Annotated in this window: 14 protein-coding genes and 1 riboswitch; of the genes, 11 read left to right on the top strand and 3 right to left on the bottom strand. The window is 74.4% G+C overall.

The genetic code is table 11. The features are described 5' to 3' along the window. Positions 1-99 precede the first annotated feature (99 nt). The 4 genes from ACIF6L_RS09730 (at position 100) to ACIF6L_RS09715 (ending at position 5790) form a co-directional block, all read left to right on the top strand. On the top strand, positions 100-3657 hold the full coding sequence (locus tag ACIF6L_RS09730; RefSeq protein WP_396492496.1) for an ALF repeat-containing protein: 3558 nt from the start codon (positions 100-102) through the stop codon (positions 3655-3657). Further along, complete coding sequence (locus ACIF6L_RS09725) at positions 3630-4091, top strand: hypothetical protein (RefSeq protein WP_396488306.1); 462 nt, start codon at positions 3630-3632, stop codon at positions 4089-4091. Before ACIF6L_RS09730 ends, ACIF6L_RS09725 begins: the two co-directional genes overlap by 28 nt. A gap of 245 nt (positions 4092-4336) precedes the next feature. Continuing rightward, entirely contained in the window at positions 4337-5206 is an 870-nt protein-coding gene (locus ACIF6L_RS09720) for a GyrI-like domain-containing protein (protein ID WP_396488552.1), read from the top strand. Positions 5207-5286: 80 nt separating this feature from the next. Next, positions 5287-5790, top strand: a complete 504-nt coding sequence (locus tag ACIF6L_RS09715) for a DinB family protein (protein WP_352292511.1) — start codon at positions 5287-5289, stop codon at positions 5788-5790. A gap of 37 nt (positions 5791-5827) precedes the next feature. Here ACIF6L_RS09715 and ACIF6L_RS09710 read toward each other — a convergent pair whose 3' ends face one another. Then, positions 5828-7060, bottom strand: coding sequence for an amidohydrolase (locus ACIF6L_RS09710; protein WP_396488304.1), 1233 nt, complete (start codon positions 7058-7060; stop codon positions 5828-5830). Positions 7061-7311: 251 nt separating this feature from the next. Here ACIF6L_RS09710 and ACIF6L_RS09705 point away from each other — a divergent pair, with 251 nt between their 5' ends. Both ACIF6L_RS09705 and ACIF6L_RS09700 read left to right on the top strand, forming a co-directional pair. Continuing rightward, on the top strand, positions 7312-8235 hold the full coding sequence (locus ACIF6L_RS09705) for an NADP-dependent oxidoreductase (RefSeq protein ID WP_396488302.1): 924 nt from the start codon (positions 7312-7314) through the stop codon (positions 8233-8235). After that, positions 8232-8999: a VOC family protein gene (locus tag ACIF6L_RS09700; protein WP_352292507.1), complete on the top strand. Its 768-nt coding sequence runs from the start codon at positions 8232-8234 to the stop codon at positions 8997-8999. Before ACIF6L_RS09705 ends, ACIF6L_RS09700 begins: the two co-directional genes overlap by 4 nt. Before the next feature lie 110 nt (positions 9000-9109). Here ACIF6L_RS09700 and lnt read toward each other — a convergent pair whose 3' ends face one another. Together lnt and cobN are read right to left on the bottom strand one after the other, a co-directional pair. Next, the gene (gene lnt, locus ACIF6L_RS09695) at positions 9110-10672 is read right to left on the bottom strand and encodes an apolipoprotein N-acyltransferase (RefSeq protein WP_396488299.1); all 1563 of its coding nucleotides are present in this window, start codon (positions 10670-10672) and stop codon (positions 9110-9112) included. Positions 10673-10808: 136 nt separating this feature from the next. Continuing rightward, positions 10809-14423, bottom strand: a complete 3615-nt coding sequence (cobN, locus tag ACIF6L_RS09690; RefSeq protein ID WP_352292502.1) for a cobaltochelatase subunit CobN — start codon at positions 14421-14423, stop codon at positions 10809-10811. Between the two features lie 161 nt (positions 14424-14584). After that, a riboswitch (cobalamin riboswitch) is annotated at positions 14585-14655 on the bottom strand. Positions 14656-14799: 144 nt separating this feature from the next. Between cobN and ACIF6L_RS09685 the strand changes: the two genes are divergently transcribed. The 5 genes from ACIF6L_RS09685 to ACIF6L_RS09665 all read left to right on the top strand — a co-directional run bounded on the left by ACIF6L_RS09685 (position 14800) and on the right by ACIF6L_RS09665 (position 21038). Continuing rightward, positions 14800-16011, top strand: coding sequence for a hypothetical protein (locus ACIF6L_RS09685; protein ID WP_396488297.1), 1212 nt, complete (start codon positions 14800-14802; stop codon positions 16009-16011). After that, entirely contained in the window at positions 16008-16634 is a 627-nt protein-coding gene (locus tag ACIF6L_RS09680; protein WP_359806975.1) for a precorrin-8X methylmutase, read from the top strand. Before ACIF6L_RS09685 ends, ACIF6L_RS09680 begins: the two co-directional genes overlap by 4 nt. Further along, on the top strand, positions 16631-18145 hold the full coding sequence (locus ACIF6L_RS09675) for a precorrin-2 C(20)-methyltransferase (protein WP_396488295.1): 1515 nt from the start codon (positions 16631-16633) through the stop codon (positions 18143-18145). The genes ACIF6L_RS09680 and ACIF6L_RS09675 overlap by 4 nt, the downstream gene beginning before the upstream one ends. Positions 18146-18247: 102 nt before the next feature. Beyond that, complete coding sequence (locus tag ACIF6L_RS09670; protein WP_396488293.1) at positions 18248-19366, top strand: cobalt-precorrin-5B (C(1))-methyltransferase; 1119 nt, start codon at positions 18248-18250, stop codon at positions 19364-19366. Positions 19367-19508: 142 nt separating this feature from the next. Then, on the top strand, positions 19509-21038 hold the full coding sequence (locus tag ACIF6L_RS09665) for a UDP-N-acetylglucosamine 1-carboxyvinyltransferase (protein WP_396488291.1): 1530 nt from the start codon (positions 19509-19511) through the stop codon (positions 21036-21038). Positions 21039-21042: the final 4 nt, after the last annotated feature.

The raw sequence follows: 21042 nt of genomic DNA, 5'->3' as shown, positions 1-21042 counted from the left end.
AGTTCGACTAGGATCGGGCGGCCCGTGGTTTGCTGATGCGCCATGGATTTACGACTAGAGCTGACTCAAGCTCAGCGCAACGTACTGATGGGTCATTGAATGTTCGGTCAAATAGCCCGGAAAAGGCCGCGCACAGCGGCTCGCCCCCGGGCATTCGTTGTGGGAGCAGTGCTCCTTGGACTCTGTGGCGGAGCGCTCGCCACACCGGCTGCCGCAGGTGACACATCCCCCGGCGCCCAGTCGGAGGGCTCTCCTGCGCTCACCGATCGTGGCAAGGTGTTCGCGGCCTGGGTCGATGGCGGCCGTGCCACGAAGACCGCCGCGGAGAAGGCCCTCACGGGTTCGGACCTGGACGTGACCGCCTTCCTCAACGAGGGCCTCAAGGCCGCGTCCGCGGAGGACGACCGGACGGCCGTCCTCCGCATGGTCAACACGAGCGGCCCCGGGGTCCGAGTGGCCGCCGAGCAGGCGCTGAACGGCACTCCGCAGGACGTCCACGCCTTCCTGGAGTCGGGCTGGAAGGCACCGTACCGGGACGACGAGCACGTCGCCGTCCTCGCCGCCATCCACGTCGGAGGTCGGGGAGTGCGGGACGCGGGACAGGAGGCCCTCAACAGCAGTTCGCCGGACGCGCTGGCGGCCTTCCTCATGTCCGGCCGCCAGCAGGCCGAGGCCGACGACGAGCGCGTCGATGTCCTCGCGATGCTGAAGGATGCCGGTCCGGCGGTCCGGAAGGCCGCCCAGGAGGCCCTGAACGGCTCGGCGGCCGAGATCCACACCTTCATGACGCGTGACCTCCCCACCGCCCGGGCACGGGACCAGGAGACGATGAGCGTCTCCCAGCTCGTCAGCAGTGCCAAGCAGTCCGGGCAGGAGGCGCGCAAGGAGACCGCCTCGGCGCAGGAAGCCTCCCAGCGCGCACAGGACGCGGCACGGCTCGCCAAGGAGGCCGCCCAGCGGGCCGCCGAGGAAACCGCAGCCGCCAAGGACTCGACGAGTCGCGCGGCGGAAGCCGCCGGCCGGGCGGCGGATGCGGCGCTCGCCGCGGCCGACGCGGCACGGACCGCGTCCACCGCCGCGAGTTCGGCGAACCAGGCCGTGAGGGCCGCGGCCAACGCCGCATCCGCCGCCGCGTCGGCGGCCGCCGGCGCCGAGCGCGCGGCGAACCGCGCCAGGTCCGCGGCCGGGGCAGCGGCCCAGGACCGGAACCAGGCGGCGGCGGCACGCAAGGCGGCTCAGGACGCCCGGGACGCCGCCGGGGCGGCGAACACCGCCGCGGAGGCCGCTCAGAGCACGGAGACCGCCGCGCGCGAGGCGGAGTCCGCAGGCAGGGCGGCGTCGAGCGCGGGTACCCATGCCGCCGCGGCGGCCACCGCAGCGGCCACCGCGGGTGGCTACAGCCAGGCGTCCGGTGCGCAGGCACAGCGGGCGGCACAGGCTTCCGAGACGGCCCGGCGCTCCGCCGACACGGCCACCCGGGCCGCCAACTCGGCCGCGGCGCTGGCCAAGCAGGCCGGCGACGCAGCGAAGCAGGCCCAGCAGGCGGCCAAGGAGTCGGCCGAGCACGCCAACGCCTCGGCCCTGGCGGCCGACGACGCGGCCGACCATGCCGGCTCCGCCGGAAACTGGGCGGATGTGTCGGCCACCCACGCGGACGCCGCCGGAAAGGCCGCCGACGCCGCGACCCGCGCGGTCGATCAGGCCCGGTCCGTCGCGGAGATCGCTCGCGCTGCCGAGGCGGCGCAGCTCGAAGTGGACCGCGACCAGGCACTGCAGGACGCGGAGAAGCTCAGGAAGGACGGCGAGGACCGCACGACCGCTGCCGTCCTGGCACAGACCGAGGAAACCCGGCGCGACGCCGAGACCAAGCAGCTCATCGCCGACGTCACCGCCCCCGGCGTCGCTCAGGACACGGTCGTCACCAAGGGACGACAGGCGGCGCTGCGCCTCCAGTCCACCGGTGGCCCCTGGACGAGCAAGGCGGCCGAGACCGCGCTCACCGGGAACGAGTCCGACATCGTCGCCTGGGTGACGACCGGCAGGCTCGTCGCGGCCGAGCAGGACGACCGGGCCAGGGTCGCCGACATGGTCGACTCCGGCGCGCCGGATCTGAAGAAGGCCGCGGAGGCCGTGCTCTACGCCCCGCGGGGAGACGTCGAGCAATTCCTGCTCTCCGGGCAGCACCTCGCCCAGACGGACGACTACCGGGTTCGGGTGCTGGAGATCATGCACTCCGGGGGGCGTGCGGTGAAGGAGGCGGGTTCGGCCGCGATCGACGCCGGGACGCCGCAGGCGCTCCGGGACTTCCTCGATGCCGGACAGCACCGGGCCAGGGAGGAGGACGATCGTGTCGACACCCTGGCGATCATGAACACGGGGGGGCCGAACGTCAAGGCGACCGCCCAGGTGGCGCTCGCCGGTCCGCCGACCATGCTGCACGCGTTCGTCACGGAGGCCCAGTTCGACGCGACCAAGCGTGATCAGGAATCGACCGTCCATGTCTTGAGTATCAGCCGACTGTTGGAGGAGGCCTCCGCCGCCGCAGCCCAGGCCCATGAGGACGCCGCCCGCGCGAGCGAGGCATCCGCGACGGCCCAGGGCGCGGCGCAGGAGGCGGCCGGCTACGCCCAGCAAGCCCGTAACTCCGCTACGGAGGCCACGACCTATCGGGACAAGGCGGGCCAGTACTCGGCGCAGGCCGACAAGAGCGCGCAGTCGGCTGACGGATCGGCCCAGCGGGCCAAGGAGGCCGCCGTGGCAGCGAAGGCCTCTGCTGTGGCCGCCTCCAAGTACGCGTCCAGGGCCGGTGCCTCGGCGGCGCATGCGCGATCGAGTGCCGCGGACGCCTACGCGGCCGCTGCGTCCGCGCGTCAGAGCGCGCTCGCGGCGGGGAAGGACTCCGTCCAGGCGGCCGCTGCCGCGGCCGAGGCGGTCCTGATCCAGGCAGCCAAGAAGCAGGCCGAGGACGAGGCGCGTCGGAAGGCCGAGGCGACCACGCCGCCGCAGCCGGGTACCGGAGGGGGAACCGGGAGCGGAACCGGCGGGCCGTTGGTCACGGTGACGGGTTATCCGCGGCTGCTCTTCCAGAACCGGATGGGCCCCATGGACGTGTTCTGGGGCTGGGTCGGGGGTCAACTGCCCAACGACCTCTACTTCTTCGACGGCGACTACTTGATGGACGAGGTGAAGAAGCTCGATCACGTCAAGAACGTCCACAAGGGCCTGGCCTACGGCGACATCATCAATTTGCCGGTCGGCTTCCAGGTGCAGGCGCCCTACAGCATCGGAAGCTACTCCCAGCAGCAGATCAAGTCGCTCTTCTGGCAGGACATGACGTCCCTCGCCGGCATTCCCAAGGTGTCGAACCTCTGGGCCGACGACCGCAGCCGGACAAAGGTCCTGCTGGGTAGTTTCACTATGAACTACCGGGTCATCGAGCGGGACACCAAGCGCGGTAGCTCGAAAGTGCAGTTCGAGATCACCAACGCGACGACCGCGGAATCCGGGACCAGGCCTCCTGGTTCGGGAGGCTACTCTGGGTCCGACAGCAATTCATGGGCTGCGGGCACGCTGAGGTCGCTGGGTGTTCATGATGTCAACCAGCACTTCTTGTGGACCGAGGAGATCAAGTGGCCCAGTATCGAGCCTGGAAAGTAGCCGTTGTCGCGGTGGTGGCTCTCCTGTCGGCCACGGCGTGCGGTCAGTACGACGAGGCCCACAAGGTGGTCGTCGAAGAGTCGGCCGTGAAGGGCCAGTGGGCCAACGGCGAGGGCGGTACGATCGCTCTCAACACTGACGGTTCGTTCACCCTCTCGGGGATATCGGAACAGACCATGTTCGCCTCTGTCGCGGGTACGGTCAGGACTGCGGCGGGTTCGTGGAGCTTCTTCTCGCGCTCCAACGTCTCGGGCGTCCGGCTCGCCGGCGCCTGGAACGACGCCTCGCCGGCCCCGTTCACGGTCGACATGGCACTCGACTGTCATCAGGGGAAGGCCCAGCTGTTCTTCGACACGCAGCAGCCGGCCAGCCGGACCAACAACTTCGAGCGTACGGAGGGACCAGCGGCCTGTTCGGTCACCTCGGCCGACTGACGTCCGCTGGACGAGCAGTCCCACCTGGAGTGTCCATCGGCCGGTTGGTCGGGGAGCTGCCGGTAGGCCGGATTGCGGAAGGGGCGGGGGATATCCACCTGGATGTCCCCCGCCCCTTCCGCATGTCGGGCTTCCCCTGTGCCCGTTCCGCTCCCGGACCCGATCGGAGCGGGCACAGGATGTCGGGTGGGGGAGGGTGGGGGGTTCCTACGGTGGTGGCAGTGAGAGGGAAGGACGGGGTCGGGGTGCTGGAGCAGGTCAACCGGGCCATGGAGTACGTCGAGGAGCACCTGGACGGGGTGATCGACGTGGGTGAGCTGGCGCGGATCGCGCGGACGTCGGAGTACCACTTCCGGCGGATGTTCTCCGCGCTGGCCGGGATGCCGTTGTCGGAGTACGTGCGGCGCCGGCGGCTGACCGTGGCCGGGGCCGAGGTGCTGGCCGGTGAGCGGACGCTGCTCGACGTGGCGGTCCGGTACGGCTACACCTCGGGGGAGGCGTTCGCCCGGGCGTTCCGGGCGATGCACGGCGTCGGACCGGGCGAGGCCCGGCGCGGCGGCGTGGTGCTGCGGTCCCAGCCCCGGATGTCCTTCCGACTCGTCGTCGAAGGGAGCAGCAGTATGGAATACCGCATCGTGGAGAAGCCCGGGTTCCGGGTGGTCGGTCGGCGGGCCCGGGTCCCGCTCGTCCACGAGGGGGTGAATCCGGCCATCGCGGCGTTCATCCGGGGGATCGCACCGGAGGTCGTCGACCGGATCGCCGCCCTCTCGGACCAGGACCCGGACGGCGTCGTCTCGGTCACCGAGTTCTTCTCGGACAGCCGGGAGGAGGGCGTCGAACTCGACTACTACCACGCGGTGGTGGCGGGTGCGGACGTCGTCGTGCCGGAGGATCTGGACGTGCGGGAGGTGCCGGCCGGGACCTGGGCCGTCTTCTCCGTCACCGGGGCGTTCCCGCAGGCGCTCCAGGAGATGTGGCGGGACGTCTACACCCAGTGGTTCCCGTCCAACCCCTACGAGACCCGGCCGGGGCCGGAGATCCTGCGCACCCGCTTCCTGGCCGACGGCGTCGCCGAGGCGCAGCTGTGGACCGGCGTGGAGCGGGTCGCCCGGTGAACCCTGCCGCATGGTGAACTGGGCCGGGCCGATGGGACGTTGAAGGTCCCATCGGCCCGGCCGCCTGTTAGGGTCCGCGCATGACGAAGCGTGTGCCCTTCCAGGGGGCCGAGAAGGAGAGTCTGTTCGTTGCGCTCGACCGGCACCGCGACGCGGTGCTGTGGAAGCTGGAGGGGCTGGACGACGAGCAGCTGCGCCGGCCGATGACGGCGTCCGGGACGACGCTGCTGGGGCTGGTCAAGCACCTCGGTGGGGTCGAACTCGGCTGGTTCTGCCGGACGTTCGGCCGGGACACCGGCCCGCTGCCGTTCGACCTCGCCGAGGACGAGCAGTCCGACCTGCGGGTGCGCCCGGACGAGTCCACCGCCGATCTGCTGACCTTCTACGCCCGCGCCCGGGCCAGTGCCGACCAGGTCATCGAGGAGTTCGAGCTCGACGACCTGGGCCGGGCCTGGTTCGGCGACCAGGTGTCGCTGCGCTGGGTGCTGATCCACATGGCGACCGAGACCGCCCGGCACGCGGGCCACATGGACATCCTGCGCGAGCTGATCGACGGGCGGACGGGGGACCACAACCGGGGCTGACGGCCCGGGAGCGGGAGCCGGGAGCGTCGGCTCCGGGTCAGCCCAGGAAGCGGCCGTCCCGGGCCACCACCCGCCCGGCCCGGACGACCAGTTCGCGCTCGGGCAGGTCGACCACCACCTGGGGCAGGCACTCGCCCGTCACCAGCATGAAGTCGGCCGGCGAACCCGGGGCGAGGTCGGCGGCGGGCAGGCCCAGCAGGTCGGCGCCGCCGCCGGCCGCGAGGGCGAAGCACTCGGTGAGCTCCGCGTCGGTCCGCGCGTCGGTGGTCCAGCCGAGCAGGTGGGCCCGGTGCAGCATGTCGGCGTTGCCGAACGGGCTCCAGGAGTCCCGCACGCCGTCCGAGCCGAGCCCGACCCGCACGCCGTGCGCCGCCAACTCCCGGAAGGGCAGCACCTGGTGGGCGGACGGTGCGACGGTGGTGAGCCCGATGCCGGCCCCGGCCAGCAGCTCGGCCAGGGCGTCGAGCGGGCCGCCGGACAGCTCCGGCACGCAGAAGGCGTGGCTGACCACCACCCTGCCCTGCAGCCCGGCGGCCTTCGTCCGGGCGGCGATGTCGTGCAGCGGGGCGAGGCCGCGCTCGCCGGTGTCGTGCAGATGGATGTCGAGGGGGAGGCCGTACCGCTCGGCGAGGCCGAAGACCTGGTCGAGCTGCGACGGCCCCTCGCCCGCGAAGCCCTCGCCCCCGGCTCCGTCGAACCCGGCCGGGTCGATGCCGCCGACCGCGTCGATCAGCCCGCTTGCCGCCGCCTCCGCGAGCAGCGCCCCCGCGCCGGGCGTCCGGCGCACCCCGTGCTGCGGGAAGGCCACCACCTGGACGTCCAGCGCCGCGCCCAGTCGCTCCCGGGCAGCCACCAGCCCCTCCACGCCCGCCAGGCCGTATGCGGGTGCCACGTCCACATGGGCCCGTACCGCCCGGGTGCCCCGGGTCACCGCGTGCGCGAGGAGCCGCTCGGCCCGCTCGGCGAGCGGGGTGCGCTGGTGCTCGTACAGCTCGACGTCGCCCCGGACGTACTCCGGCAGGCCGCGCGCCGGGCGCCGGCTGTACCAGGGTTCGCCCCAGGCGGTCTTGTCGGGGTGGATGTGCGCGTCCACCAGGGTCGGCAGCGCGATCCGTCCGCGGCCCTCCACGACTTCGACCCGCGCGCCCTCGGGGAGCCGGTCGACCAGCAGTCCGCCGGCGGCGATCAGCTCGACGGGCGCGGCCGAGCCGTGCGGCCGGACGTCGCGGAAGACGGTGGCGGTGGTGTCGGCGCTGGTGGGGGTGGTCATGGGCCCTCCCGGTTCGGCGGGGTCGGTCGGCGACCCCAACCAACCCGACGGCGGCGCGACGCGTCAACTCCCGCTCGGCATGGTGACGGTGGTGCGCCGCCCGGCGGCCGGTCCCGGCACCGCTCGATCGGCGCGCACACGGGCTCCCGCCGGCGCCCCGCACGCCCGTTCGGCGCAGCAGCGGCGGACCGGGGCCGGGGCGGGCCGCATGCTGGGGCGGGGGAGGGGGTCAGCGGAGGAGTGGATCGAGGATGGTCAAGGCGTTCGGGTTCGTCGACTACGGCGGGCCGGAGACTCAGGAGTTCCTGGACCGGCCGGTGCTGGAGCCCGGCCCGGGCCAGCTGGCGGTCAGCGTCCGGGCGGCCGGGGTGAACCCGGTGGACTGGAAGATCCGCCGGGGACTCCTCGGGCGGGACCGCGAGCTGCCCGCCGTGCTGGGCCAGGAGGCGGCGGGCGTGGTCGAGCGGATCGGCCCGGACGTCACGGGGTTCACCCCCGGGGACGAGGTGTTCGGGATCGCGGCGGCGGGCGCCTTCGCGGAGCAGACCCTGCTGCTCGCGGCGATGAGCGCGGTCAAGCCCGCCGCGCTCGGGTTCGCCGAGGCGGCGACCCTCCCGGTGGCGGCCGCGACGGCCGACGACGGGCTCCGGGACGTCGGCGTGGGAGCCGGGCAGACGCTGCTGATCCTCGGCATCGCGGGCGGCGTGGGCAGCGTGGCCGCGCAGATCGCCCGCAGCCGGGGCATCCGGGTCGTCGGCACGGCGAGCGACGCCAACCGCGGCTACGTGGAGTCGCTGGGCGCGGTGCAGGTGCGGTACGGCGACGGCGTGGCGGAGCGGATCGCGGCGGCCGCCCCGGACGGTGTGGACGGCATCCTCGACCTGGTCGGCGGGGCCGACCTGCGAGCCGCGGCCGAGACGCTGGCCGACCGCTCGAAGCTGGTCTCCACCGTCGATCCGGGCACCGTCGCGGAGCTCGGGGGGCGTTTCGTCACCCGCGCCACCACCCCGGCGAGCCTCGCCGCCCTCGCCACGCTGGCGGCGACCGGCGAGCTCGACGTGCACCTCACCGGCCGGCAGCCGATGGCCCACGCGGCCGAGGCACTGGCGCTGGTGGAGTCCGGGCACGCGCGCGGCAAACTGATCCTCGACATCGGCTGGGAGCAGGCGGGATGAAGCAGCGGACGGTGACGGTCGGCGGGCCCTGCTGGGTGGAGCACGGCAGCTCCGACCCGGAGGGCGCCCAGCGGTTCTACGGCGAGCTGTTCGGCTGGCGGGCCGCCGACCTCGACGCACCGCCGGAGGCCGGCGACTACACCTTCATGAAGCTGGACGGCAGGATCGCCGCCGCCGTCGCCCCGCTCTACGGGGAGGGGCAGCCGACGGCCTGGACGGTCTCCTTCGCGGTCGACGACGCGGACGCGTCCGCCGCCCGGATCACCGGGGCCGGCGGGAGCGTCGTCATCGGACCGACGGAGGCGCTCGGTCTCGGCCGGTTCGTGATCGCCGCCGACCCGTCCGGCGCGGTGTTCGGGCTCTGGCAGGGCCACGCGCTGGCGGGCCTGGAGGTGCTCAACGACCCGGGCGCGCTCGGCTGGGTGGAACTGCTCACCCGGGACCCGGACGGCGCCCGGTCGTTCTACCCGGCGGTGTTCGGCTGGACGGTCCGCCCGTCCGAGGTCTACCCCCAGTGGGGCCTGGCCGGCGCCGACTTCGGCGGCATGCTGACGATGGACGACCGGTTCCCGCCGCAGGTGCCGCCGCACTGGCTGCCCTACTTCGCGGTCGCGGACGTGGACGTCACGGCCTTCCGGGCCGGGAACCTGGGCGCCGACGTCCTGCTGCCGCCCACCTCGATGCCGGACGGGCCCCGGGTCGCCGTGCTGCGCGACCCGCAGGGCGCGGCCTTCGCGGTGCACCTGGCGGGCGCGGAGGGCTGAACCCGCCCACCCGGCCGGCCTTCCGCGCCGGCCGGGTGTGGAACGAGGCCCCGCCCCGCTACCGCCCCGCCCCCCCGCTACCGCCCCGCTACCGCCCCGCGCCGCCCCCGCTACCGCGCCGCCCGGCGCACCCGGCCGCGCCCGGCGGCCAGCACCGCCCCGGCCGTCACCAGCAGGGCGGCGGCCGGCACCACGTCACCGATCCGGTCGTACCAGGTCAGCGTCGACGGCGCGGTGAGCGGCAGCCGCACCGTCAGCGCGCCGGTGCGGTCCGTCCCGAACCGGGCCAGCTCGCGGCCCTGCGCGTCGAAGGCGGCCGAGACCCCGGTGAGCGAGGCCTGGACGGCCGGCCGGCCGGTCTCGGCGGCGCGGATGGCGGCCAGCGAGACGTGCTGCTCGGGCGCCCAGGTGTCCTGGAAGGTCGAGGTCGAGGACTGGTAGACCAGCACCCGGGCGCCGTCCCGGGCGGCCGTCCGGGACATGTCGGGGAAGGCCGACTCGAAGCAGATCAGCGCCCCGACCGGTAGCGGCGCCCCCGTACGGTCGGTGGCGGGGAGGACGTGGAACGCGTTCCCCGGGGCCCGGTTCTCGCCCGCCGCCCGGCTGACTCCGGCGATCCAGCCCAGCAGCGGGCGCAGCGGGATGTACTCGCCGAACGGCACCAGCCGGATCTTGCGGTAGCGGTCGGCCGTCCCGGCGGGGGAGACCAGCACCGCGTCCTTGGAGATCCGCCCGTCGGCCTTGCGGGCGTCCTCCCCGGCCAGGATCTCGGCGCCGGTGACGGCGGAGAGCCGGCTCAGCCGGGCCGCGGCGGCCGGGTCGCGCTCCAGGTCGGCGGTGGTGCTGCTCTCGCCCCAGACGATCAGGTCGACCGGCCGCCCGCCCAGGGCGGCGGTGGCGGCGGCACTCGCCTCGAACCGGGCCTGCGGGTCCTCGACGATGCCGGGCTGGACCAGGGCCACGGTGACCGCTCCGGCGCCGGCGGGCGCGGCGCGCAGCGCGAACAGCAGCGGTCCGGCCGCCAGCACCAGCACGGTGGCCAGCGCCGCCAGGGCGCGCGGCCGCCACCCGGTGGCGGTCAGCACGATCAGCACACCGGTGTTCACGGCCACCACGGCCGCGCTGACCAGCCAGATCCCGCCGGCCGAGGCCAGCGCCAGGACGGCCGGGTGCCGCCACTGGGTGGCGCCGAGCAGCGCCCACGGGCCGCCGAGGGCGTGCCACGAGCGGGCGTACTCGGTGGTCAGCCAGACCGCGGGGACGACGGCCAGGGCGAGCAGCGCGCGCCGGGCGGTCAGCGGCGGGTGCAGCAGCCGGTGGACGGCGAGGCCGACCCCGGCCTGGAGCACACCGAAGACCACCGCGAGCAGCGGCAGCGCCGGGCCGATGGAGGGGATCAGCCAGTACATCCCGGTGAGGATGAACCCCGCGCCGAACCACCAGCCCCGGACGGCGGCCTCCCGGGCGCTCGGCGCCCGCTGCATCAGCAGGAGGCCGGGCACCAGGGCGACCCAGGCGAGCGCGGCCAGCCCGGGGGCCGGGAAGGCGAACACCGGCAGCGCCCCGGCGGCCAGGGCGGCCCCCCGCACGCGGTAGCGGTGGGCCCGGACGGCACGGTCCGGAGGGGTGGGCGCCCGGAGGGCGGGCCGGGGCAGCGTGAGGCGGCGGGACATGCCCCGTATTGTCCGCTTCAGCGGCGATCACTGCCAGGGTCCTGTCACCCGAATGGGTGAAGGACCCTGGCAGGACAGGCCCCGGGAGAAACCGGCCCGGGACTTCCGAGCGCCCGTCAGGCCTCGTCGGCGCCCGTCAGCCCTCGTCGCCCTCCAGGTCGCCCTCGGTCTCCAGGAAGGCGGCCTGGAGCTGCTCGATCAGCTCCGGGTCGGGCTGCTCCCAGAGACCGCGCTCGGCCGCCTCCAGCAGGCGCTCGCTGATGCCGTGCAGCGCCCAGGGGTTGGCGTCGGCCAGGAACTCGCGGTTCACCGGGTCGAGGACGTACTCCTGGGTCAGCTTCTCGTACATCCAGTCGGCGACCACGCCGGTGGTGGCGTCGTAGCCGAAGAGGTAGTCGACGGTGGCCGCCATCTCGAAGGCGCCCTTGTAGCCGTGGCGGCGCATCGCCTCCATCCAGCGCGGGTTGACGACCCGGGCGCGGAACACCCGGGCCGCCTCCTCGGTCAGGGTGCGGGTGCGGACGGTCTCCGGGCGGGTCGAGTCGCCGATGTAGGCGGTCGGGGCCTTGCCGGTGAGCGCCCGCACGGTGGCCACCATGCCGCCGTGGTACTGGAAGTAGTCGTCCGAGTCGGCGATGTCGTGCTCGCGGGTGTCGGTGTTCTTCGCGGCGACGGTGATCCGCTTGTACGCCGTCTCCATCTCCTCGCGGGCCGGCCGCCCGTCCAGGCCGCGACCGTACGCGTAGCCGCCCCAGACCGTGTACACCTCGGCGAGGTCGGCGTCGGTGCGCCAGTCGCGGCTGTCGATCAGCTGGAGCAGACCTGCGCCGTAGGTGCCCGGGCGGGAGCCGAAGACGCGGACGGTGGCCTTGCGCTCGTCGCCGTGCACGGCGAGGTCGGCCTGGACGTGGGCGCGGACGTAATTGTCCGCGGCGTCCTCCTCCTGGGCGGCGGCCAGGCGCACCGCGTCGTCCAGCAGGGCGACCACGTGCGGGAAGGCGTCCCGGAAGAAGCCGGAGATGCGCAGGGTGACGTCGATCCGCGGGCGGCCCAGCTCCTCCAGGGAGATCGCCTCCAGGCCGGTGACCCGGCGCGAGGCGTCGTCCCAGACCGGGCGCACGCCCAGCAGCGCGAAGGCCTCGGCGATGTCGTCGCCGGCGGTGCGCATCGCGCTGGTGCCCCAGAGCGAGAGCCCGACCGAGGGCGGGCAGGCGCCGTCGTTGTCGGCGCGGTAGCGCTCGACGAGGGAGGCCGCCAGCGCCTGGCCGGTCTCCCAGGCGAGCTTGCTGGGCACGGCCTTCGGGTCGACCGAGTAGAAGTTGCGGCCGGTCGGCAGCACGTTGACCAGGCCGCGCAGCGGCGAGCCCGAGGGCCCGGCCGGGACGAAGCCGCCACCGAGCGCGTGCAGCACGGCGTCGAGCTCGTCGGTGGTGGCCGCCAGGCGCGGCACCACCTGGGTGGCGGCGAAGGCGAGCACGTCGGCGACGGCGGCCGGCAGTCCGGCGGCGACCTTCTCGACGGCCTCCGGCGCCCAGTCCTCGGCCTCCATCGCCTCGACCAGCGCGCGCGCCTGGGCCTCGGCCGCGTCGGTGGCGCCCAGCGTCAGCGCGGCCTCGTCCAGGCCGAGCGCCTCGCGCAGGCCGGGCAGGGCGCTGACGCCGCCCCAGATCTGCCGGGCGCGCAGGATGGCGAGCACGATGTTGACCCGGTCGGTGCCGGCCGGCGCCTGGCCGAGGACGTGCAGGCCGTCCCGGATCTGGGCGTCCTTGATCTCGCAGAGCCAGCCGTCGACGTGCAGCAGGAAGTCGTCGAAGCCGTCGTCCTCGGGGCGCTCGTCCAGGCCGAGGTCGTGGTCGAGCTTGGCGGCCTGGATCAGCGTCCAGATCTGGGCCCGGATCGCGGGCAGCTTGGCCGGGTCCATCGCGGCGATGTTGGAGTGCTCGTCGAGCAGCTGCTCCAGCCGCGCGATGTCGCCGTAGGAGTCGGCGCGGGCCATCGGCGGGACGAGGTGGTCGACCAGGGTGGCGTGGGCGCGGCGCTTGGCCTGGGTGCCCTCGCCCGGGTCGTTGACCAGGAACGGGTAGATCAGCGGGAGGTCGCCGAGGACGGCGTCCGGTCCGCACTCGGCGGAGAGCGCGGCGGTCTTGCCGGGCAGCCACTCCAGGTTGCCGTGCTTGCCGAGGTGGATCACGGCGTCGGCGCCGAACCCGCCGTCCTGCCGCGCGGCCGCGATCCAGCGGTACGCGGCCAGGTAGTGGTGCGAGGGCGGGAGGTCGGGGTCGTGGTAGATCGCGACCGGGTTCTCGCCGAAGCCGCGCGGTGGCTGGATCAGCACCAGCAGGTTGCCGGAGCGGACCGCGGCCAGCACGATGTCGCCGTCCGGGTTCTGCGAGCGGTCGACGTAGAGCTCGCCGGGGGCCGGGCCCCAGTGCTCCTCGACGCGGGTGCGCAGGGCTTCGGGGAGGGTCGCGTACCAGCGGCGGTAGTCGGCGGCCGGGATGCGGACCGGGTTGCGGGCCAGCTGGTCCTCGGTGAGCCAGTCCTGGTCGTAGCCGCCGGCCGCGATCAGCGCGTGGATCAGCGCGTCGCCCTCGTGCATGTTCTCGGGGACGGTGTCCAGCCCCGGCAGGTCGGAGCCGAGGTCCATGCCCTCCGCGCGCAGCCGCGCCAGCAGGCGCATCGCGCTGGCCGGGGTGTCCAGGCCGACGGCGTTGCCGACCCGGGCGTGCTTGGTCGGGTACGCGGACAGCACCAGCGCCAGCCGCCGCTCGGCGGCCGGGATGTGCCGCAGCCGGGCGTGCCGGACGGCGGTGCCGGCGACCCGGGCGGCGCGCTCGGGGTCGGCCGCGTAGACGGTGAGGCCGTCCTCGTCCAGCTCCTTGAAGGAGAACGGGACGCTGATCAGCCGGCCGTCGAACTCCGGGACGGCGATCTGGGTGGCGGTGTCCAGCGGGGAGAGGCCGTCGTCGCTGGCCTCCCACTGCGCGCGCGACCAGGTGAGGCAGAGCGCCTGGAGGATCGGGCGGTCCAGCGCGGCCAGCGCGCCGGCGTCCCAGGCCTCCTCGTCGCCGCCGGCCTGCGCGTCGGCCGGGCGGGTGCCGCCGGCGGCCAGCACGGTGGTGACCAGCGCGTCGGCCTCGCCCAGCGCGGCCAGCAGCTCCGGCTCGGCGCCGCGCAGCGAGGCGCAGTAGTACGCCCTGGCGCGCGCGCCCTGGTCCTCGATCGCCCGGCAGAGGGTGTCGACGAAGGCGGTGTTCCCGCTCATGTGGTGGGCGCGGTAGTAGAGCACCGCGACGATCGGGCCCTCGGTCGTCCGGGCCTCGCGCTCCAGCGGTCCCCAGGCGGGGGCGGAGGCGGGCGGGGCGAAGCCGTGGCCGGTGAGCAGCACCGTGTCGGAGAGGAAGGCGCCCAGCTCGGCCAGGTTGGCGGCGCCGCCGTGGGCGAGGTAGGCGTGCGCCTCGGCCGCGATGCCGGCCGGGACGGTCGACAGCTCCATCAGCTGGGCGTCCGGCGCCTGCTCGCCGGTGAGCACGATCACCGGGCGGGGGCCGGCCAGCAGCGCGTCCAGGCCCTCCTGCCAGGCGCGGCGGCCGCCGAGCAGGCGCACCACGACCAGTTCGACGCCCTCCAGCAGGGCGGGCAGCTCCTCGGGCGAGAGCCGGGCCGGGTTGCCGAGGCGGTACGGGACGGGGCCCTCGGCGGCCCGGGCACTGAGCAGGTCGGTGTCTGACGTCGACAGCAGCAGGATCATGCGAAGGCCCTCCCGGCCTCGATGGCGGGCAAGGGCAAGGTCACGGGCGACGACGGGGTCGCCCGTGGAGGCACGTGCGACGACGGGGTCGCGGGCATGCGGCGGCGCATGGCGTCAAGCCTTCCTCGGGGTCCGCGCCCCGGGCCGGTGGAGGACGGCAGGAGTTCCTGGCTCCCACGGTTGAACCGTGGTCACAGTGGCGGGACCGCACCGGGTTTGCACCGGCTTCCTCCCCTGCGCCGTCGCTGGCGTGCGGACGGCCCCGCGGGGCCGCCCGGCAGCATCGTACGGGGTGCGGCTGACCAGGGGGAGAGCGGCCGAGAGTGTGACCCGCGGGACAGCGGCAAGCGATCGGATCATCTGTATGCTCGCGGCCATGCCACCCACACCCGACGCGACCGCGCCGGCCCCCGCCGTGACCGGCCGGGGCCGCGAGGACGCCTGCCCGGGGGCGCTTCGTCTGCACACCGCTGCCGACGGCGCCCTGGCCCGGGTCCGGCTGCCCGGCGGACTGCTGACGGAGGATCAGGCGCTGGCCCTGGCCGGGGCCGCCGAGTCGCTGGGCGACGGCCACCTGGAGATCACCTCGCGCGGCAACGTCCAGCTGCGGGGCCTGGCTTCGGAGTGCGGCGCCGAACTCGGCGGGCGGCTGCGGGCGGTCGGGCTGCTGCCCTCCGACACCCATGAGCGGGTCCGTAACATCGTCGCCTCGCCGGGCCCGGCCGGCGGCTTCGCCGACGTCCGGGCCTGGGCGCGCGAACTGGACGCGAAGCTGTGCGCGAGCCCCTGGGCGGCCGCCCTCTCCGGCAAGTTCCTGTTCGCCCTGGACGACGGACGCGGCGACGTGGCCACCCTGAACGCCGATGTGACGTTGATCGCAGGCCCGGACGGCAGCGCGCTGCTGCGCCTCGCCCGCGCGGACACCGCCCGGCCCGTCCCCGCCGAGCGGGCCGTCGACACGGCGCTGGCGGTCGCCCGGGACTTCGTGGCCGTGCTGCGCGCCACCGGCCGCGAGGCGTGGCACCTGCGGGACGTACCCGACCTGGTGCCGCCGGGTTCGGTGAAGCTGCCGGCGTTCGCCGGTACGCCGCCGCCGCTCGGCGCGGTGCCCGGCGGCCTCTCGGTCGCCCTGCGGTTCGGCTCCGCCTCCGGCGCGCAGTGGCGGGCGCTGGTCGACGCCGCCGAGGGGGAGCTGCGGCTCACCCCGTGGCGCGGTGCGGTGCTGCCCGGCGCCGCCCCCGGGCGGCTCGCCGGCCTGGCGGCGGCCGGCTTCCGGACCGCGCCCGGGGCCGCCTGGGAGCGGGCCACCGCCTGTACCGGGCTGCCCGGTTGCGGGTCGTCCCGGGCCGACGTCCGGGCCGACGCCGCGCGCGCCCTGGAGGCGGCCGGGACGGGGGGCCTGCCCGTGCACTGGTCGGGCTGTGAACGGCGCTGCGGCCACCCGGCCGGGCGGTGGGTGGACGTGCTCGCCACCGGGCAGGGCTACCGGGTGACGGTGAACGGTCCGGCAGCCGCCGGGGCGGCCGTGGACGTGACGAACGAGGAGACGGCCGAGGCGGTCGCCGAGGCCAGGAGGACCACGAAGTGATCGAGTACGAGAAGGACGGCGCGTCCATCTACCGCCAGTCCTTTGCCACCATCCGGGCCGAGGCCGACCTCGCCGCCCTGCCCGCCGACGTGGCCCAGGTCGCGGTGCGGATGATCCATGCCTGCGGCATGACCGACCTGGTCGAGGACCTGGTGTACTCGCCGGGCGCGGTCGCCTCCGCCCGCGCCGCGCTGCGCGCCGGGGCGCCGATCCTCTGCGACGTGAACATGGTCGCCAGCGGTGTCACCCGCAAGCGGCTGCCCGCCGACAACGAGGTCATCTGCACCCTCACCGACCCGTCGGTGCCCGAGCTGGCCCGGCGGATGGGCAACACCCGCAGCGCCGCCGCGATGGAGCTGTGGCTGCCCCGGCTGGAGGGCGCGGTGGTCGCCGTCGGCAACGCGCCGACCTCGCTGTTCCGGCTGCTGGAGCTGATCGAGGCGGGCGCGCCGCGCCCGGCCGCGGTGATCGGCGTCCCGGTGGGCTTCATCGGCGCCGCCGAGTCCAAGGAGGCCCTGGCGGCGCACCCGTCCGGCCTGGAGCACCTGGTGGTGCGCGGCCGGCGGGGCGGCAGTGCCATGGCCGCGGCGGCCATCAACGCGATTGCGAGTGAGGAAGAGTGACGGACGCTCAGCAGACGGGCCGGCTGTACGGGGTCGGGCTCGGCCCGGGGGACCCTTCGCTGGTCACCGTCCGCGCCGCCGAACTCATCGGCAAGGCCGACGTGGTGGCGTACCACAGCGCCCGGCACGGCCGGTCGATCGCCCGGTCCATCGCCGAGCGCTACCTGACGGGCGGTCAGATCGAGGAGAAGCTGGTCTACCCGCTCACCGTCGAGACCACCGACCACCCCGGCGGCTACCGGGGTGCGCTGGACGACTTCTACCAGGAGGCCGCCGACCGGCTGGCCGCCCACCTCGACGCCGGCCGCAGCGTGGTGGTGCTCGCCGAGGGGGACCCGCTCTTCTACGGCTCCTACCAGCACATGCACAAGCGCCTCGCGCACCGCTACCCCACCGAGGTGGTCCCCGGCGTGACCTCGGTCAGCGCCGCCGCCGCCCGGCTCGGGGTGCCGCTCACCGAGGCGGAGGAGACGCTCACCGTCATCCCGGGCACGCTGCCCGAGGAGGAGCTGACCGCGCGGATCGCCTCCGCCGACTCCGCCGTCATCATGAAGCTGGGCCGCACCTTCCCCGCCGTCCGCCGCGCCCTGGAGCGGGCCGGCCGGCTGGCCGACGCCCAGTACGTCGAGCGGGCCTTCATGGCGGGCGAGCGCACCGGCCCGCTGGCCGACGTCGACCCCGAGAGCGTCCCCTACTTCTCGGTCGCCGTGCTGCCCAGCAAGGTCGCGCCGCTGGAGCGGCCGGCCCCGCCGGCCGCGGGCCCCGGCAGTGTGACGGTCATCGGCACCGGCCCGGCCGGCCCGCTCTGGCTCACCCCCGAGGCACGCGGCGCCCTCGCCGCCGCCACCGACCTGGTCGGCTACACCACCTACCTGGACCGGGTGCCCGAGCGCCCCGGCCAGCAGCGCCACGGCTCCGACAACAAGGTGGAGTCCGAGCGGGCCGAGTTCGCGCTGGACCTCGCCCGGCGCGGGCACCACGTCGCGGTGGTCTCCTCCGGCGACCCGGGCGTCTTCGCGATGGCCACCGCCGTCCTGGAGGTCGCCTGCGAGGAGGCCTACGGCGATGTCCCGGTCCGGATCGTGCCGGGGATGACGGCCGCTCACGCCGCCGCCTCCCGGGCCGGCGCCCCGCTCGGCCACGACTACGCGGTGGTCTCGCTCTCCGACCGCCTCAAGCCCTGGGAGGTGGTCGCCAAGCGGCTGCGCGCGGCGGCCGAGGCCGACCTGGTGCTGGCCCTGTACAACCCCGGTTCGCAGTCCCGCACCACCCAGGTCGGCCTGACCCGGGACCTGCTGCTGGAGTACCGCGACCCCGGGACGCCGGTGGTGCTGGCCCGTGACGTCGGCGGCCCGACCGAGCGTGTGCGCACCGTCCGCCTCGGGGACCTCGACCCCGCCGAGGTCGACATGCGCACCATCCTGCTGATCGGCTCCTCCCAGACCCGGGCCGTCCGGCGCGGCAACGGCACCCAGGTGGTCTGGACGCCCCGCCGCTACCCGGAGGTGTGAGCCTCGCCCTCCTCCCCGCCCGCGGCGGGGAGGAGGGCGGCCGGGGACGATGGAGGCCGGCGGGCCGGTTCAAAGGTCCGCGCGAGGTGAGGAGCGGGCGGCGTGGCGGAGGTCGGTGGACGGGCCGGGCAGCTGAGGAGCAGCGGGCTGCGGCCCGGTTGGACGACGGGCGCCTGTGCGACGGCGGCGACCAAGGCGGCCTACCAGGCGCTGCTGACCGGGGCCTTCCCGGACCCTGTGGTGATCACCCTGCCGAAGGGGCAGCGGCCCGGCTTCGCGCTGGCGGCGGAGGAGCGGGCGGCCGGCCGGGCGATGGCCGCGGTGGTGAAGGACGCCGGGGACGATCCGGACGTGACGCACGGTGCGCTGATCCGCTCGACGGTGTGGGCGGGGGAGCCGGGCAGCGGGGTGGTGTTCCGGGCCGGTCCCGGCGTCGGGACGGTCACCAAGGCCGGACTGCCGCTGGCCGTCGGCGAGCCGGCCGTCAACCCGGTGCCCCGGCAGATGATCCGGGACGCGGTCGCCGAGGTGGCGGCCGAGTTCGGCGGCGGCGGGGACGTCGTGGTGGAGGTCTCGGTGGACCACGGCGAGGAGATCGCCCGCTCCACCTGGAACCCGCGCCTGGGCATCCTCGGCGGGCTCTCGATCCTCGGCACGACCGGGATCGTCGTCCCCTACTCCTGCTCCGCCTGGATCGACTCCATCCGGCGCGGGGTGGACGTGGCCCGGGCCGCCGGGCGCACCCATGTCGCGGGCTGCACCGGTTCGACCTCGGAGAAGGTGGCCGCCACCGTGCACGGCCTGCCCGAGGACGCGCTGCTCGACATGGGCGACTTCGCCGGGGCGGTGCTCAAGTACCTGAAGCGCCACCCGGTGCCGCGGCTGACGGTCGCGGGCGGCTTCGCCAAGCTCTCCAAGCTGGCCGCCGGTCACCTGGACCTGCACTCGGCCCGCTCCCAGGTCGACCAGGGCTACCTGTCGGACCTGGCCCGCACCGGCGGCGCCGGGCCCGAGCTGGTCGCGGCGGTCGCGGCCGCCAACACGGCCCTGGAGGCGATCCAGCTCTGCCGCGCGGCCGGCGTTCCGCTCGGTGATCTCGTCGCCGAGGCGGCCCGGGCCACCGCGCTCGGGGTGCTGGTCGGCTCGCCGGTCGCGGTGGACGTCATCTGCATCGACCGGGCCGGCACGATCGTGGGCCGGGCGGAACCGCTCGGCCCGTGAGGTCGCGGGGCGCCGGATCCGTAACAGGAGTGTGGCGGTGGTGTGCCGATGCCTCGTCAATCCGGAGCAGAAATGGACAAAGGTGACGCATTGCCCGCCCCCGACCCTGTTGCTATCTCAAGCATGAGATATGGTCTGGCGAGTGACAGGCGACTACCTCACCCGTATCGGCACCCTCATCCGCACCGCGCGTCAGCACCGTGGTTGGTCCCAGGCCCAGCTCGGCGAGGCCCTCGGCACCAGCCAGAGCGCGGTCAACCGCATCGAACAGGGCAAGCAGAACGTCAGTCTTGAGATGATCGCCCGCATCGGCGAAGCCCTCGACAGCGAGATCGTCTCCCTCGGCTACGCCGGCCCGATGCACCTTCGGGTCGCCGGCGGCACCCAGCTCTCCGGCGCGATCGACGTCCGCAGCAGCAAGAACGCCTGCGTCGCGATCCTCTGCGCCTCGCTGCTGACCACCGGCCGCACCACGATCCGTCAGGTCGCCCGGATCGAGGAGGTGTACCGGATCCTCGAAGTGCTCACCAGCATCGGCGTCAAGAGCCGCTGGACCAACGAGGGCCGCGACCTCGAACTCACCCCGCCCGCCGAGCTCGACCTCGCGGCGATGGACGTCGAGGCCGCCCGCCGCACCCGCAGCGTGCTGATGTTCCTCGGCCCGCTGATGCACCGCGCCGAGCGCTTCGCCATCCCGTACGCGGGCGGCTGCGACCTCGGCACCCGCACCGTCCAGCCGCACCTCACCGCGCTGCGCCGCTTCGGCCTGGAGGTCGCCACCACCTCCGGCGCCTACCACGCCTCCGTCCAGCCCGGCGTGCCGATGGACCGGCCGATCGTGCTGACCGAGCGCGGCGACACCGTCACCGAGAACGCCCTGCTCGCCGCCGCCCGGCACGACGGCGTCAGCGTCATCCGCAACGCCTCCCCCAACTACATGGTCCAGGACCTCTGCTTCTTCCTGGAGCGGCTGGGCGTGAAGATCGAGGGCATCGGCACCACCACCCTCACCGTGCACGGCGTCCCCGAGATCACCCGCGACGTCGACTACACCCCGGCCGAGGACCCGGTGGAGGCGATGAGCCTGCTCGCCGCCGCGGTGGTCACCTCCTCCGAGCTGACGATCCGCCGGGTGCCGATCGAGTTCCTGGAGATCGAGCTCGCGGTGCTGGAGGGGATGGGCCTCGACTACGACCGCACCCCCGAGTACCGGGCCCACAACGGCTACACCCGGCTGGTCGACCTCACCGTGCGCCCCTCCAAGCTGACCGCGCCGGTCGACACCATCCACCCGATGCCGTTCCCCGGCATCAACATCGACAACGTGCCGTTCTTCGCCGCGATCGCCGCGGCCGCCAACGGCACCACGATGATCCACGACTGGGTGTACGACAACCGCGCCATCTACCTGACCGAACTCACCCGGCTCGGCGCGGACATCAAGCTGCTCGACCCGCACCGGGTGCTCGTCCAGGGCCCGACCCGCTGGCGCGCCGCCGAGATGGTCTGCCCGCCGGCGCTGCGCCCGGCCGTGGTCATCCTGCTCGCGATGCTCGCCGCGAAGGGCACCTCGGTGCTGCGCAACGTGTACGTCATCAACCGCGGCTACGAGGACCTCGCCGAGCGCCTCAACTCGATCGGCGCCCAGATCGAGACCTTCCGCGACATCTGACGGA

Source organism: Kitasatospora sp. NPDC086009 (assembly GCF_044540385.1).
Classification (GTDB): domain Bacteria; phylum Actinomycetota; class Actinomycetes; order Streptomycetales; family Streptomycetaceae; genus Kitasatospora.
Note: the sequence above shows the minus strand (reverse complement) of the source record. Positions and strands in the feature narration are given on the sequence as shown.

What these genes read in the sequence shown, in the direction of transcription:
- ACIF6L_RS09730 (WP_396492496.1), top strand. Translation starts at nt 100, where the DNA reads ATGTTCGGTCAAATAGCCCGGAAAAGGCCGCGCACAGCGGCTCGCCCC.
- ACIF6L_RS09715 (WP_352292511.1), top strand. Translation starts at nt 5,287, where the DNA reads ATGACGAAGCGTGTGCCCTTCCAGGGGGCCGAGAAGGAGAGTCTGTTC.
- ACIF6L_RS09710 (WP_396488304.1), bottom strand. Translation starts at nt 7,060, where the DNA reads ATGACCACCCCCACCAGCGCCGACACCACCGCCACCGTCTTCCGCGAC.
- ACIF6L_RS09705 (WP_396488302.1), top strand. Translation starts at nt 7,312, where the DNA reads ATGGTCAAGGCGTTCGGGTTCGTCGACTACGGCGGGCCGGAGACTCAG.
- ACIF6L_RS09700 (WP_352292507.1), top strand. Translation starts at nt 8,232, where the DNA reads ATGAAGCAGCGGACGGTGACGGTCGGCGGGCCCTGCTGGGTGGAGCAC.
- lnt (WP_396488299.1), bottom strand. Translation starts at nt 10,672, where the DNA reads ATGTCCCGCCGCCTCACGCTGCCCCGGCCCGCCCTCCGGGCGCCCACC.
- cobN (WP_352292502.1), bottom strand. Translation starts at nt 14,423, where the DNA reads ATGATCCTGCTGCTGTCGACGTCAGACACCGACCTGCTCAGTGCCCGG.
- ACIF6L_RS09685 (WP_396488297.1), top strand. Translation starts at nt 14,800, where the DNA reads ATGCCACCCACACCCGACGCGACCGCGCCGGCCCCCGCCGTGACCGGC.